This window comes from Vespertiliibacter pulmonis (assembly GCF_013377275.1).
GTDB classification, from domain to species: Bacteria; Pseudomonadota; Gammaproteobacteria; order Enterobacterales; family Pasteurellaceae; genus Vespertiliibacter; species Vespertiliibacter pulmonis.
On sequence record NZ_CP016615.1, the window covers coordinates 1,696,498 to 1,712,789 of the forward strand.

The following is a 16,292-nucleotide window of genomic DNA, read 5'->3' on the forward strand; positions in this document are numbered from 1 at the left end:
TAATATATATTATGTTAAATACAAAATTATTAAACAAAAAAGGATAATTAATGAATTATGAACATCATAGCCTTAATACTCTTAAATTAGGTAAGTCAACAAACTATGCAGATCAATATGATCCTACCTTGCTACAAGGCGTTCCTCGTAAATTAAATCGAGATGATTTAGCAATTACAGAAAAACAGCCATTTACAAACGGTACAGATTTATGGACTGCTTATGAAATTTCGTGGTTAAATGTTAAAGGATTGCCACAAGTAGCTATTGCTGATATAAAACTAGATTTTCGGAGTGAAAATTTAATTGAATCTAAAAGTTTTAAACTTTACTTAAATAGTTTTAATCAGACTAAGTTTTCATCGATGGAAGAAGTTCGTCGTATAATAGAAAAAGATTTAGTTAATTGTGCTAATGGCAATGTTAGCGTTACGTTGTATTCGCTTCCCTACTATACAAATCAAAGAATCATTGCGCTTGATGGTGTTTGTATTGATGATCAAGATATTGAAATTAGTGACTATACATTTAGTCCTGAATTATTAATGAACATTACGAATGAATCAGAAGAAATTGTTCAAGAAAAACTGGTGAGCCATTTACTAAAATCTAACTGTTTGATTACTCAACAACCAGATTGGGGAACTGTGCAGATTCATTATGTCGGCAAGCGGTTAGATCGTGAGAAACTTTTGCGTTATTTAGTCTCCTTTCGCCAACATAATGAATTCCACGAACAATGCGTAGAACGTATTTTCTGTGATTTAATGAAGTTTGCTGCTCCTGAGAAATTAACTGTTTATGCTCGTTATACTCGCCGTGGTGGGTTAGATATCAACCCATTTAGATCTAATTTTGAACAGCTGTCTGAAAATTACCGATTAGCACGCCAATAACGTAATCCGTTCGGTTTGTATTTATTTCAAATATTAAAACAGCTATAATAACAATTTTGTACGCTTTTCTTTGGCGTGTTGTATAAACTCCTCTAATTAGGTATTTTAACTATGTCTAAAAATTTAGTTCTTATTTTAAACTGTGGTAGTTCATCACTTAAATTTGCTATCTTAGATCCTGTAACTGGTGATGAAAAATTATCTGGTTTGGCAGAAAACTTTCATCTTGAAGACGCTCGTATTAAGTGGAAATTAAATGGTGAAAAAGGTTCGGCAGATTTAGGTGCAGGTGCAGCCCACAGTGAAGCACTTAATTATATGGTATCAAATATTTTAAGTGCGGAATTAAAAGATCGTATTGGTGCTATTGGACACCGTATTGTTCACGGCGGTGAGAAATATACATCTTCAATTGTTATTACTCCGGAAGTTCTTGAAGGAATTAAAGCTGCCTCTGCGTTTGCTCCATTGCATAACCCTGCTCATTTAATTGGTATTGATGAAGCATTCAAAGCATTCCCTGAATTAAAGGAAAAAAATGTTGCTGTTTTTGATACGGCCTTCCATCAAACAATGCCTGAGCAAGCTTATCTTTACGCACTACCCCACTCTCTATATAAAGAACATGGAGTACGCCGTTATGGTTTCCACGGTACAAGCCACTATTATGTAAGCCGTGAAGTTGCAAAAATATTAGATATTGCTGAAAATAAAGTAAATGCGATTACTTGCCATTTAGGTAATGGTGCGTCTATTTCTGTTATCCGTGATGGGGAGTGTATTGATACCTCAATGGGCTTTACTCCTCTTGAAGGTTTAGTGATGGGAACTCGCTCGGGCGATTTAGATCCAGCAATCATTTTCTTTATGCACAATACCTTAGGTATGTCGATGGAAAAAATTGAAGAAACCTTGGTGAAAAAATCAGGTTTATTAGGTTTAACAGGAATAACTAGTGATTGTCGCTATGCGGAAGATAATTACAATAATACCCCTGAAGCTAAACGTGCAATGGACGCATTCTGCTACCGTTTAGCAAAATATATCGGTGCTTATATGGCAATCATTGGTGATCATTTAGACGCTATCGTGTTTACTGGTGGTATTGGTGAAAATTCTTCACTTGTTCGTGAATTAACGTTAAATTATCTAAAACTATTCGGCATTAAAGTAGATGGTGAGAAAAACTTGGCCGCCCGTTTTGGTAAAGAAGGTGAAATTACTGCTACAGATTCTCGTTTCCGTGCATTTGTTATTCCTACTAATGAAGAATTGGTCATTGCACAAGATACATCAAAACTTGCTTTATAAGTGCTAATTGAACCTGCCATTTGGCAGGTTTTCCTTTTGTATTCTACCCTATTTCAAAATTTGGAAAATGTTATGTCAAGAACAATTATTTTGATTCCAACAACATCTGGTGTTGGATTAACTAGCGTCAGCCTTGGTTTAGTGCACGCTCTTGAACAGAAAGGTGCAAAAATCGGCTTTTTAAAACCTATTGCTCAATCTATAAGTGCAGAAGATACTTTAGATAGAACAACGGCGATTATTCGTTCAGCGCAAACCACAGAAACTGGTGAACCAGTATTATTAAGTACTGCAGAATCACTCATTGGACAAAACCAATCTGATGTGTTGCTTGAACAGATTGTTGAACGATATCAACAACTTGCAAAGAATTGTGAAATTGTCATTATCGAAGGGTTAATGCCAACACGTAAAAATTCTTATGCAAACAGCATTAACTATGAAATCGCTCAAACATTAGATGCGGATATTATTCTAGTAACTGCTCCGGGTGCAGATAAACCATTACAATTAAAAGAGCGAGTAGAAGCGGTCGCATCTGAATTCGGTGGTCGTCATAATCCAAATCTACTTGGTGTGATTGTCAATAAATTTAATGCACCAGTTGATGAAAGTGGACGTACTCGCCCAGATTTAACTGAAATTTTTGATTCATTTCATCATAGTACTAATACAACAAATGAAGTTGAAAAACTATTTAGTACAAGCCCAATTAAACTATTAGCATGTATTCCTTGGAACTCTGATCTTATCGCTACTCGCGCAGTTGACCTTGCTAAACATTTACAAGCTGCAATTATTAATGAAGGTGAAATTTCTTCTCGCCGTATTAAATGCGTAACATTCTGTGCAAGAAGCTTACCTAATATGGTAGACTACTTCAAAGCGGGTACTTTATTAGTAACTTCTGCAGATCGCCCGGATGTTCTTGTGGCTGCTTCTCTAGCGGCAATGAATGGTGTTGAACTTGGTGCGATTCTATTGACGGGCGGATATAAAATTGATTCGCAGATTGCAAAACTTTGCCAGCGGGCCTTTGAAACAGGTTTACCAGTATTCCGAATTGAAGGCAATACATGGCAAACATCATTAAGCCTACAAAGTTTCAGTTTAGAAGTTCCTTTTGATGATAAAGAGCGAATTATTGCAATTAAAGAATATACCTCGGCACAAATTGATCCACAATTTATTGATGCCATTTCATCGGGAACTGCACGGGCACGCCGTCTTTCTCCTGCTGCTTTCCGCTATCAATTAACTGAATTTGCTCGAGCAGCCAAAAAACGTATTGTTCTTCCTGAAGGTGATGAACCACGTACGGTTAAAGCAGCAGTACTTTGTGCTGAACGTGGTATTGCAGATTGTATTTTATTGGCAAATCCAGATGAAGTTCAACGTGTTGCTGAAGCTCAAGGCGTACAACTTGGTAAAGGTATTACAATTATAGATCCTGTTACTGTGCGTGAAAAATACGTTGATCGCTTAGTAGAATTACGCAAAAATAAAGGAATGACTGAAGTAGTTGCTCGTGAACAGCTAGAAGATAACGTTGTTTTAGGCACGATGATGTTAGAGTCAAACGAAGTTGATGGATTAGTTTCTGGTGCAGTGCATACAACAGCAAATACTATTCGTCCACCAATGCAGATTATTAAAACTGCACCTGGAAGCTCTATTGTATCATCTATTTTCTTTATGCTATTACCAGACCAAGTATTAGTTTATGGAGATTGTGCGGTAAATCCAGATCCAACTGCAGAACAATTAGCTGAAATTGCAATTCAATCAGCAGATTCAGCGAAATCTTTTGGTATTGACCCTCGTGTTGCTATGATTTCATATTCTACAGGAACATCAGGTTCAGGTGCAGATGTTGAGAAAGTTGCAGAAGCAACTCGGATTGCAAAAGAAAAACGTCCAGATTTAATGATTGATGGCCCACTACAATACGATGCCGCAATTATGGAAGATGTTGCTCGTTCTAAAGCACCTAACTCCCCTGTTGCTGGTAAAGCAACTGTATTTATTTTCCCTGATTTAAACACGGGTAATACAACTTATAAGGCTGTACAACGTTCTGCAGATCTCGTTTCTATTGGCCCAATGTTACAAGGTATGCGTAAGCCAGTGAATGATTTGTCTCGTGGTGCATTAGTTGATGATATTGTTTATACCATTGCATTAACAGCTATTCAAGCAACACAATAATTATTTACAATAATGAAAATGCCCGAATATGGGCATTTTTATCTCAAGAAAATGCAAATAATTGAGTAAACTTATCGCTTGTTAGTTGAAATAAGTATTAAAAAAGCCCCTATCTCAAGGGGCTTTAATTATTTATTGAAAACAATATTTACTATTTTTTCTTCGCTTTAGGATTTGGAAGGTCGGTAACAGAACCTTCAAAAATCTCTGCTGCAACGCCAACAGATTCGTGCAACGTTGGGTGTGCGTGAATAGTTAATGCGATATCTTCGGCATCACAGCCCATTTCAATTGCTAAACCAATTTCACCTAATAGCTCTCCACCATTTGTACCAACAATAGCACCACCTAAAATACGGTGAGTGTCTTTATCAAAGATTAGTTTTGTCATACCTTCTGAACAATCTGAAGCAATAGCACGACCTGAAGCAGCCCAAGGGAATTTAGCAACTTCGTAATTTAATCCTTCTTGTTTACATTCTTTTTCTGTTTTACCTACCCAAGCAACTTCTGGCTCAGTATAAGCAATTGATGGAATAACTTTTGGATCAAAATAGTGTTTTTGTCCTGCAATAACTTCTGCAGCGACATGGCCTTCGTGAACACCTTTGTGTGCTAACATTGGTTGCCCAACAATATCACCGATGGCAAAAATATGCGGTACATTGGTACGCATCTGTTTATCTACATGGATAAATCCACGCTCATCAACTTCAACACCTGCTTTATCTGCATCAAGTAATTTTCCGTTCGGAACTCGTCCAATTGCAACTAATACTGCATCATAGCGTTTAGTTTCATTGGCTGCTTTACCTTCCATTGATACATAAATACCATCTTCTTTTGCTTCAACGGCAGTTACTTTGGTTTCTAACATTAAATTGAATTTTTTCTCAATTTGTTTAGTATAAATAGCAACAACGTCTTTATCGGCTGCAGGAATAACTTGGTCAAACATTTCAACAACATCAATATCTGATCCAAGTGAATGATATACCGTACCCATTTCTAAACCGATAATTCCACCACCCATAATAAGTAGTTTTTTCGGAATTTCTTTTAATTCAAGAGCATCTGTTGAATCCCAAACACGTGGGTCATCATGTGGAATGAATGGTAATTGAATTGGGCGAGAACCTGCTGCAATAATTGCATTATCAAATTTAATTGTGGTGGTATTACCTTCACTGTCTTTTGCAACCAAGGTGTTTGGATCGGTAAACGCTGCTAAACCTTGTACTACCGTTACTTTACGCATTTTAGCCATACCAGCTAATCCATTCGTTAAGCGAGAAATAACGCCTTCTTTGCCTTTACGAACTTGCTCTAAATCAATGGTTGGTTCTCCAAATGAGATACCGTGATGTTTAATATTTTTTGCTTCTTCTAATACTTTTGAAACGTGAAGTAACGCTTTAGAAGGGATACAACCTACATTTAAACAGACTCCACCAAGTGTTGAATAACGCTCAACGATAACGGTTTCTAATCCTAAGTCAGCACAACGGAATGCTGCTGAATACCCTGCTGGCCCTGCACCAAGTACAACGACTTGTGTTTTAATTTCTTTGCTCATTTTTACCTCTGGAATAGGCTGTTCATTGATAATTTGTTATTTATTTTACTACTTTTAACAATTTAATAACGAGAACAAGATCACAGAATAACAAATAAGCGGTCAGATTTTTGTAAAATTTGCAGAAATCTAACCGCTTGTTATTATTAAATTACATTGTTAAACGACGAATATCTGCTAATAAGCTATTGAGATAACTTAAGAATCTTGCACCATCTGCTCCATCAATTACACGGTGATCGAAAGATAACGACACAGGTAACATCAAGCGAGGTTGGAACTCTTTACCATTCCAAACAGGCATCATTTCAGATTTAGATACACCTAAAATAGCCACTTCAGGAGCATTTACAATTGGTGTAAAGTGAGTTGTACCAATACCACCTAAGCTTGAAATAGTAAAGCATCCTCCCTGCATATCCGAGCCTGAAAGTTTACCATCTCGAGCTTTTTTCGACACTTCCATTAATTCACGAGAAAGTTCAATAATGCCTTTTTTATCTACATCTTTAAAGACAGGAACAACTAAACCATTTGGTGTATCAACGGCTACTCCAATATTGATATATTTTTTAAGTGTTAAACGCTGACCGTCTTCAGAAATTGAGCTATTAAAACGAGGGAATGTTTGTAATGCTTTCGCTGCTGCTTTCATAATAAATACAACAGGTGTGATTTTTACATCTAATTTTTGTTTTGCAACAACTTCATTTTGTTGTTTACGGAATGCTTCTAATTCAGTGATATCCGTACGATCAAAGTGTGTAACGTGTGGAATCATTACCCAGTTACGGTGTAAATTTGCACCTGAAATTTTATTAATACGGCTTAATTCAACTTCTTCGACTTCACCAAATTTACTGAAATCAACTTTTGGCCACGGTAATAGGTCTAATCCAACGCCAGATCCTGCAGGAGACTTACCTGATTTTACTTCTTCAAAGACTTTAACTGCATTTTTTACATAGGCCTCGATATCTTCTTTGATAATACGCCCTTTACGACCAGAACCTTTCACATTATCTAAACTTACGCCAAATTCACGTGCTAAACGGCGAATAACTGGTGTTGCGTGTGCATAGCCAGCACTTGCAACAACCTGTTCTTGGCTTAAACCTGCGGTATTTGTATTGGCAGATGTATTTGCCGGCGTTGCTACTTCTTTTGTTTCTGCTGGTTTAGCATCTTGAGTTGGTGCTTGTGCAACGGCTGGTGCTGGGCTTGCACCCGCAACTTCAAATTTCATAATTAATGAACCTGTTGAAACTGCATCGCCAACATTGATTAGTATTTCTTTTACTACGCCTGCAACAGGGGCTGGTACTTCCATTGAAGCCTTATCGCCTTCAACATTGATGATTGATTGTTCAAGTTCAACAGTATCACCGACTTTAACCATAATTTCAGTAACATTAACTTCATCACCACCAATATCTGGTACATTTACATCAATCACTGAACTTGCTGTTGGAGCAATTGAAACAGTTTCAGCAGCAGGTGCTGCTTGTGGCGCTGGTGCAGCATCTGCGCCTTCTAATACCAACATTGGTGTACCTGTTACAACTTTATCGCCCACTTTTACTAAAATTTCTTTCACTACGCCAGCTTCTGGTGCAGGTACTTCCATCGAAGCTTTATCACCTTCTACGTTGATGATTGATTGATCAACTGAGATAGTATCACCAATATTTACCATAATTTCAGTTACAGTAACTTCATCACCACCGATATCAGGTATTTGAATTTGTTTTGACATTTGTTTTTCCTTTTAAAATACTTGCCTTAATTAGCGACAATTATTAATAACAAGCGGGCTAATTATTTAAAAAATTTGCAAACTTTTATGAAATTGCACCGCTTGTTTATTATAAGTGATTCTAATTAAGTGATCGCTGAATTACTTATGCATATAGTGGATTGATACGGTCAGTTTTTAAACCAAATTTATCAATCGCATCTGCTACAACTTTTAACTCAACAGTGCCTTCTTTCGCTAATTGTGATAATGCAGCAACAACAATGTAACGCTCATCAACTTCAAAATGCTCACGTAAATTAGCACGGCTATCTGAACGACCAAAACCGTCAGTACCTAAAACATGATAATGTTTAGTTGGTACAAATGCACGAATTTGATCTGCATACATTTTCATGTAATCCGTTGAAGCTACTGTTGGTAAATCTGCTAACACTTGTGTAACGTAAGGAACACGAGGTGTTTCAGTTGGGTGTAATAAGTTCCAACGAGCTACGTCAGCACCATCACGGCCTAATTCATTGAATGATGGAGCACTAAATACATCAGAAGTAACACCATAGTCGTTAGCAAGAATTTGTGCCGCTTCACGTACATGACGCATAATTGCACCTGATCCTAATAATTGAACGTGACCTTTTCCTTTTCCTTCAACTGTTTCAAATTTATATAAACCTTTACGAATACCATCTTCTACACCTGCTGGCATTGCTGGTTGTTCTGTAATTTCGTTTAAGGTTGTAATGTAATAGAATACATCTTCTTGTTTTTCACCATACATACGGTTGATACCGTCTTGTACAATCACAGCAACTTCAAAAGCAAATGATGGATCATAAGTTACACAGCTTGGAATAACGCCTGCTTGAATATGGCTATGGCCATCTTCATGTTGCAATCCTTCACCATTTAATGTTGTACGACCAGAAGTTCCACCAATCATAAATCCACGTGCTAATTGGTCACCAGCTAACCACATCATATCGCCTACACGTTGGAAACCAAACATTGAGTAGTAAATAAAGAATGGAATCATTGGCTGGTTATTCACAGAATATGATGTTGCTGCTGCAACCCAAGATGCTGTTGCACCTAATTCATTGATACCCTCTTGTAGAACTTGACCATCTGTTGTTTCACGATAGTAAGCCACTAAGTCACGATCAGATGGGACATAGTTTTGACCATGTGGATTATAAATACCAATTTGACGGAATAAACCTTCCATACCGAAAGTACGAGCTTCATCTGCTATGATTGGAACAATGGTTTTACCGATATTTTTATCTTTTAATAAAGTATTAAGTACACGAGTGAACGCCATTGTTGTCGAGATACCACGAGGCTGCTCTTCTAATAATGATTTAAATTCATCTAATGTAGGAATTTTATATTCAATATCAAATTTTGGACGGCGAGATGGTAGATAACCATTAAGCTCTTTACGATGATTATGTAAGTAATTGTACTCTTCAGACCCTTCTGGGAAAGTAATATAGTCTAAGTTTTCTACTTGTTCATCTGTTAAAGGTAGTTTGAAATAATCACGGAAATTTTTTAAAGCTTCAAGTGACATTTTTTTAGATTGGTGGGCAATATTTTGGCTTTCTGCACCTTGAATCTTATAGCCTTTAATTTGATGCGCTAAAATAACTGCCGGTTTATTTGAGCGTTTAGCTCGTTCAAATGCAGCATACATTTTTTCACAATCGTGCGCACCTCGGCGTAAATCCCAAATCTCATCATCAGTCATATCTGCAACTAATGCAGCAGTTTCTGGATAACGACCAAAGAAATGTTCACGAACATATGCACCATTTTTTGATTTGAATGTTAAATAGTCGCCATCAACCACTTCCATCATTAATTGTGCTAATTTGCCTGAAGTATCTTTAGCAAAGAGTTTATCCCAGCCACTACCCCATAATACTTTAATTACTTCCCAGCCTGCGCCATGGAATAATCCTTCAAGTTCTTGAACGATTTTACCATTACCATTTACTGGTCCATCTAAACGTTGTAAGTTACAGCTGATTACAAAAATAAGATTATCTAGCTTTTCACGTCCTGCAACAGTTAAAGCACCTTTAGATTCAATCTCGTCCATTTCACCATCGCCTAAGAATGCGTAAACGGTTTGACCAGATGTATCTTTAATACCACGGTTTTCTAAATATTTTAAGAAACGAGCTTGATAAATTGCATTAACTGGACCTAATCCCATTGATACTGTTGAGAACTGCCAATATTCTGGCATTAATTTAGGGTGTGGGTAAGATGATAAACCATCAACAAATGCTTCTTGACGGAAATTATCTAACTGATCAGCAGTTAAACGACCTTCCACAAAAGAACGTGCATAAATACCTGGTGCGGCATGACCTTGGGTATAAACTAAATCACCACCATCTTTATCCGTAGCCGCTTTAAAGAAGTGATTAAAACACACTTCATACATTGTTGCTGCCGCTTGATAAGTAGAGATATGGCCACCTAAATCAAGATCTTTCTTTCTTTGCCCACGCAATACCATAGCAATTGCATTCCAACGAACAGCTGAACGGATACGGCGTTCAATTTCTTTATTTCCAGGATAAACTGGCTGTTCAGATACAGGAATAGTATTTACATAATCTGTTGTCACGCCTGATGGAAGACTAACTCCCTGAGTTCTAGCATGTTGCATGACTTGTTGAATGATAAACTGTGCACGTTCAGTGCCTTCTTCGTTTACAAGAGAATTAACTGAATCTAACCATTCTTTTGTTTCGAATGGGTCTACGTCTTGAGCTAACATATCTGACATAGTTTTTTCCTTTTTTATGAGTGAATATAAAATAAATAGATAATATAAAAGATTATCATTTGCTGAAATATCATACCTTAAATTGCATAAAGCAAGTATAAAAATCAAACAATTCCATACTGTAATATCATACAATTTATCCTATCTACCTGATTTCTAACCGTATCAAATTCAAAACTTGTTGAAAAAATGTAGATAAATTTGCAAACAATATAACAAAATCAGAAGATTTTGTCCATTTTTGCCGTAGAGAAAGCAAGCAAGCGGTAAGATTTTTTCCCCAATTAGCTTTGTGATTTAGACCGATTGCATAAATAACCGTTCAATTTTCTAAAAAATTTTTAATCTAAAATAATAAAATCCTATATCGCTTATATAGAGAGAAGAAAAGCCCACATTAATTGCGAGCTTTTCTTATTTATAAATATGCAAATCCTTATTGCAAAAAATTGTGGTCACTTACCGCTTATTTAATATTGCTTATTCTGTCCAAAGCCTTTTAAACCTACTACATGTACGTATTCCTGATTATGACTAATTTTACGCACTAATTTATAAGTTGTCCCTTGCTCTGGACTAATATTTTCAGGAGCGGCAATAAGTAATTGCATATCTAAACGTTTACACAATTCAAATAACGTATTGATTGACATTGTATCTAAACGTGCTGCTTCATCAAGGAAAAGTAAACGGCACGGCAGAATATCTTTTGCACGTAAACGGCGAGACTCATCTTCCCAACTTTGTACTACCATGAGTAAAATTGACATACCGGTACCAATCGCTTCGCCTGTTGAAAGTGAACTACTTTCTGCTCTCATCCAACCATCTGAACCACGGAAAGTTTCCACTTCTAGATCAAGATAATTACGATAGTCTAGTAATTCTTCTCCAATAGTTTGTGGGGTACGTTGTCCCATTTCAATATGCGGATTGACCCGTTTATATAACATTGCTAAAGCTTCAGAAAAACTGAGTTTTGTATTTTCAAAGAGATCGTTATTTTGTTCACGTTCATTCGATAACGCATTTAATAAAAGAGCATGTGTATCCCGAATTTTTACTACTAAGCGAACACCTTTTACCTGACCAAAAGCGATATTTTGTAATCCCTGATTTAATTGTAAAATTCGATTTTGTTCACGCTGAATTGTTTTGCGTAAAATATTTGCAACACTTTCTGCACTGATCGCTAATTTCTTTTCACGGCCAGTCAATTCATTCGTTAAACGTGAAAGCTCGATCTCCATTTGCTCAATAGCATCAATCGGGTCATTTGTTTTAATAATATCTTGTCGAATACGTTCCCGTAAATGCTGATAGACGGCAATGAAAAATGCAACTTTATTCTCAGGTTTACGGTTATCTTCAGAGGCACGCAGGCTATCTCGTAAATATTCATTATCAGCCACTGCTTGACGTAAAGCCCCCAAGGCTTTGTCTGAAATAGAACGTAATTCTTCAGCAGAATGATAAGCTAATTCTCTTCGATTGAGACGTTTTTCGACATCACTGTTACGAGAAAGCTGTTGTACCAAGCACCAACTTACTTTGGCTTGGACAACAATTTCACGTTGGCTATGATAATCTCGCTCTGCTTTTCGCATTGCTTTTGTTAAATTATCCATTTCAAGCTCAATTACCGCAAGCTGTTTATCTAAATAGCTACGGCGAATACGATGTTGATTCAAACGTTGATGTAATTCATCTCGATAAACAGTTGCTCGCTCTACGGCTTCGGGATCATTACGGATGCCATATTCTTCCATTTCCATAAGTAATTCCTGAAGCATCTGATTTTTCGCTTCATAGGAACTACGTAAAGAAGTAAGAACTTGGTTATATTCGGTTAGTTGAGATTGTGCTTGGCGTAACTGCCCTTTCAACTGCTCACGTTGGTTCTGTGCGACAACTAATTGCTGGCGAAGTTTTTCATTTAGTTCCAATCCTTCTGTTCCAATCGAATCTTGATAACTGAAATGAATACGTCTGTTCATCACTTCTGCTAAGCTAAATACTTTTTGGTTTAACAATTTTTGTTGCTCAATGGCCCGCTTGTAATTGATTTGAAGTTGATCAAACTGAGTAGGATCGCTTTTTAATACCGATGCAATTGGCTCTAATTGCTGTAATAAGCTACCAAATTGGCGGATAAATGCTTCATCTTCTTGTGCAACCAATAATTGTTCACGGCACGTTTCTACCTGTTCAAATAAACTTTCATCTTCCAGTAAATCTACTTGTGGTAATAATTTATTTAATAGCTGTAATTGTGTTTTGATGTCATCAAACTGCTGGCGATATTGCTGTTCTAAATGAATAATTGTATTTAACTCACGTTCAATTTCGTTACGTTGTTGCGAAATCTCTTGTAAAATAATTTCAGGATCTGGCTGAAATGCTAATGATAAATGAGTTCCAACAAATTGGCTAAGATGTTGGTGTAAACGTTGGCATTTTTGTACATTAAAGGCTGCATCTGCATATTTTTCAGCAGTTTCATCACGTTCGGCTTTAATTTTCTCAAGCTGTTTTTCCCGGGATGCTCGTCCAAAAATTGCAAATTCATCAAATTGTGAGTAACGCCATTGACGATTGGATAGTTGCACAACCACACCATTCCCTAATTCTTCAACAGGGAAGACATTATCATCGAACGCATTTGGATCGCCTTCAATTAAATATAAATTTTCAGGGCAATCATCTAATTGAGCTAGTTGATTTTTGGCTAGAGTAAGATCTCGTACTACAATCGCTTGGCGAGCCTCTCCATATAATGCAGAGAAATAAGGCGCATCTTCAAGGGATACATCTTCATATAGTTCAGAAAGAAGGATACCGCCTAACTTTTCCGCAAGATAATTAAGACGTTGATCTTCTGCACCATCAGGCTGACTTAGACGTGCAATTTGAGCGTTTAATTGCTGTTCACGGCGTGCTAATTGATCTCGTTCGAGAGTAGTTTCACGTTCACGGCTCAAGATATTTTGCATAAATTGCATTACTGCTTGGCTATGGGGAAATGTTTCGCCACACTGTTCTTGCAAGCGAGCTAAAGCAGATTGTGCGGTATGCCATGCAGGAGCATTTTGTGCGTATTGTTGATATTGTTGATTTAATTGATCACGTTGCTGACGTTGGCTAGCACGTTGGTCAAGGATTTCGGCTAGCTCTGCTTCAAGATCGTCAAATCGTGCTTGTTGTTGTTCATAATAGGCTTCCAATTCTTCAGAAGAATTAAACTGCATTTGTGTTTTTTGATTAAATTCTTTCAATAAACGTTCTGCATTTTGTTGCAGATGTAAACGCTGTTCTAATTCTGCTAATTTGTAGCGTAATGTTACCGCTTGCTGAGCTTGTGCTTTCTGATTTGGATAAGCTAAGAGTAATTCACGAGCAGTATTATCAGCCTGCAAGCGGTCTGTTTCACCTACAATTTTGCAAACTAATTCATAGGCCTTATCAAATTGTGCTTTAGCCATATCTGATACGGATAAACGTTGCTCTAAATCAAATACTTGATCGGTAATTTCTTCTGCTTGGGCAACAAATTCTGAATGATAATCTTGTAAATTATGCAGATCTAAATTTGGTAGCCCACAAAGTTGTTTAGCTTTTTCTAACGCATTGATAGCTTGCTGATATTGTAAAGCTCGCGTTTGTTGTGCATCAAGAGCTTGTTGATAATCTGCCATTTGAGAACGGAGATCTTCAACAGTATCTTCTGCTTCATCGGCTTTGGCTTGTATTTGCTCAACTTGTTCAACAACTTCTTCCGTAGCTATTTGCTGTTCTTCAAGTTTTTCTTGCAATTCTTCTACTTCGTCTTGATAACGTTCTACTTTTTCTTGATGACGAAAAGCATTCATAACCAAATTTAAGTGGTGAGTTGCATTATTATATTCGGCTTCTAAATCGGTTTCAGTATCAGATAATTCACTCACTTCACGGCTAAATTCAACAAATCGTTGCTGTTCTAACGCTATTTTAGATTTTGTTTGATACCATTCCTGGCGTTTTTCAACGGCAAGTTGAACATTCCCTCGTCTTTCATTTGCGTTACGCATATAATCAGCAGAGACATAGTTGGTTGATTCAGTGATCAATTTTTTGAACATATCTCGATCAGACTGGGTCACTTTGATAGCCTCTAATGTCATTCTATTTTCACGCAAGGCAGATTCCATATCTTGGAAAGCTTGGCGAACACCTGTATTTTCAGGTAATAGATAATCACGTAATGATTTGGTGATAACACTAGAAATTCCGCCATAAAGTGAGGCTTCGATCAATTTATAAAATTTACTGCGGTCAGATGATGAACGTAAACGCTTTGGAATAATCCCAAGATCAAACAGAAAACTATGATAATCTGTAATTGAGTTATACTGTTTAAAAAGAACCTCTGAGCCTTCAAATTTTTCTTTGATTTCATTTAATGGTAAAACACGTGCTGTTTTATCTACCATTTGTTCTGTAAAAAGGCTGATAACAGATTGGGTTGGATCACTATTTTGTAAAGAGAATGAACGAATATCAACTTTTTTATCACGGCCTGTAATTTGTTGTAGGCGAACACCTGTAATTACACGCTGTTTACGTGAATTCTCACTTTCTAAAATAGCATAACAAACGCCTGCTTTTAGTTTGCCGTATAAGCCTTTATCACGAGAACTTGAGGTAGAACCTGCTTCAGTCGTATTACGGAAATTGAGTAATGTCAAATCAGGAATAAGCGCCGTCACAAACCCTGCCATTGTAGTAGATTTTCCTGCCCCATTTCCGCCAGAAAGTGTGGTAACAAGATCGTCTAAGTCAAAGGTACGGGCAAAAAAACCGTTCCAGTTAATTAGTGTTAGAGATGAAAATTTGCCTCTCATTACTTTGGCTGGAATGACCGCTGGTTCAATGACAAGCGGTTCGATTGATTGATTATTTTGTAATTCCGGCTGTTCCATTATTCTTCCTCGCCTTGTTCGTCTATTTCATCTGTATCATTTGTTAATTCTTGCTCAAAACTAACTTCTTGTTGTTTGAGTAATTCAGGAGTCGTTGCTTCACCATCACGGATTAAACGTAATTGAGCTTCTCGCATATCGCCCCCTGATCGCACTTCTGCCCCAAAGCGGAAAACAGATTCTGAAATCACGAATTTTCGGCTATTTTGCTCACCAACACGGGTAATCATTCCTATCCGCTGTAATCGGCGTAATGCCCCACCAACTTTTTCAACTAATTTAGCTTTATCTAAATCAGAGCCTGTTGAGCGAGGGTTGATTGCTTTGAGTAATTTAGTTTCATCAGCTAAATTCAGTAATTCATTATATACATCGTCATAGCTAAAAATACCTTGTTGGGCAAGGCGTTCTGGACTTAAATAGAGATAACACAGAACCTTACCTACTAACATTTCCATTTCTGACATGACATTACGAGCAATTAACGTTGAGGCTTTTGGTCTCAAATAGAAAAAACCTTCTGGTGCTCGAATGAGCTCAACGTGATAACGGCGATAAAAAAGTTCTAATTCTGCTTGAAAATCCATTAAAAAAGCGTGCTCATCAAGAGCTTCAAGGCTAATATGCCGCCCCATTCGTAACTGACTATCTAATTGGGGAAAAATAGGATTAGCGATTGCTTGAGCTAATTTTGTTGGAATAAGTTCTTGTATGTCTGTCATTATGTTCTCTATAGATAAATTGAGTTATCAAATGTTTCTATTTTCTTACATACTTTAAA

At 37.0% G+C, this 16,292-nt stretch carries 8 protein-coding genes; 3 read left to right on the forward strand and 5 right to left on the reverse strand.

The window, feature by feature from the left end:
* The first annotated feature begins 50 nt into the window (after positions 1 to 50).
* The 3 genes from queF to pta all read left to right on the forward strand — a co-directional run bounded on the left by queF (position 51) and on the right by pta (position 4,415).
* The gene (gene queF / locus A6B43_RS08205; RefSeq protein WP_124210485.1) at positions 51 to 896 is read left to right on the forward strand and encodes an NADPH-dependent 7-cyano-7-deazaguanine reductase QueF; all 846 of its coding nucleotides are present in this window, start codon (positions 51 to 53) and stop codon (positions 894 to 896) included.
* 111 nt (positions 897 to 1,007) lie between these two features.
* Positions 1,008 to 2,207: an acetate kinase gene (locus A6B43_RS08210; RefSeq protein ID WP_124210486.1), complete on the forward strand. Its 1,200-nt coding sequence runs from the start codon at positions 1,008 to 1,010 to the stop codon at positions 2,205 to 2,207.
* Between the two features lie 72 nt (positions 2,208 to 2,279).
* Entirely contained in the window at positions 2,280 to 4,415 is a 2,136-nt protein-coding gene (gene pta, locus A6B43_RS08215) for a phosphate acetyltransferase (protein ID WP_124210487.1), read from the forward strand.
* Between the two features lie 151 nt (positions 4,416 to 4,566).
* On the opposite strand, the gene lpdA is transcribed toward pta, so the two are convergent.
* From lpdA to mukE, 5 genes are all read right to left on the reverse strand, one after another.
* Positions 4,567 to 5,991: a dihydrolipoyl dehydrogenase gene (lpdA, locus tag A6B43_RS08220; RefSeq protein WP_124210488.1), complete on the reverse strand. Its 1,425-nt coding sequence runs from the start codon at positions 5,989 to 5,991 to the stop codon at positions 4,567 to 4,569.
* A gap of 151 nt (positions 5,992 to 6,142) precedes the next feature.
* On the reverse strand, positions 6,143 to 7,747 hold the full coding sequence (aceF, locus tag A6B43_RS08225; RefSeq protein ID WP_124210489.1) for a pyruvate dehydrogenase complex dihydrolipoyllysine-residue acetyltransferase: 1,605 nt from the start codon (positions 7,745 to 7,747) through the stop codon (positions 6,143 to 6,145).
* Between the two features lie 145 nt (positions 7,748 to 7,892).
* Positions 7,893 to 10,553 (reverse strand): pyruvate dehydrogenase (acetyl-transferring), homodimeric type, encoded by a 2,661-nt coding sequence (aceE, locus tag A6B43_RS08230; RefSeq protein WP_124210490.1) that lies wholly within the window; start codon positions 10,551 to 10,553, stop codon positions 7,893 to 7,895.
* 470 nt (positions 10,554 to 11,023) lie between these two features.
* Positions 11,024 to 15,511 carry a chromosome partition protein MukB gene (gene mukB, locus A6B43_RS08235; protein WP_124210491.1) on the reverse strand — a complete coding sequence of 1,496 codons (4,488 nt, stop codon included), beginning with the start codon at positions 15,509 to 15,511 and terminating at the stop codon, positions 11,024 to 11,026.
* Positions 15,511 to 16,233: a chromosome partition protein MukE gene (gene mukE, locus A6B43_RS08240; RefSeq protein ID WP_124210492.1), complete on the reverse strand. Its 723-nt coding sequence runs from the start codon at positions 16,231 to 16,233 to the stop codon at positions 15,511 to 15,513. The genes mukB and mukE overlap by 1 nt, the downstream gene beginning before the upstream one ends.
* Positions 16,234 to 16,292 lie beyond the last annotated feature (59 nt).

Bases quoted from the DNA above. Each gene is read 5' to 3' on its own strand.
- queF (WP_124210485.1), top strand. From the start codon at position 51: ATGAATTATGAACATCATAGCCTTAATACTCTTAAATTAGGTAAGTCA.
- A6B43_RS08210 (WP_124210486.1), top strand. From the start codon at position 1,008: ATGTCTAAAAATTTAGTTCTTATTTTAAACTGTGGTAGTTCATCACTT.
- pta (WP_124210487.1), top strand. From the start codon at position 2,280: ATGTCAAGAACAATTATTTTGATTCCAACAACATCTGGTGTTGGATTA.
- lpdA (WP_124210488.1), bottom strand. From the start codon at position 5,991: ATGAGCAAAGAAATTAAAACACAAGTCGTTGTACTTGGTGCAGGGCCA.
- aceF (WP_124210489.1), bottom strand. From the start codon at position 7,747: ATGTCAAAACAAATTCAAATACCTGATATCGGTGGTGATGAAGTTACT.
- aceE (WP_124210490.1), bottom strand. From the start codon at position 10,553: ATGTCAGATATGTTAGCTCAAGACGTAGACCCATTCGAAACAAAAGAA.
- mukB (WP_124210491.1), bottom strand. From the start codon at position 15,511: ATGGAACAGCCGGAATTACAAAATAATCAATCAATCGAACCGCTTGTC.
- mukE (WP_124210492.1), bottom strand. From the start codon at position 16,233: ATGACAGACATACAAGAACTTATTCCAACAAAATTAGCTCAAGCAATC.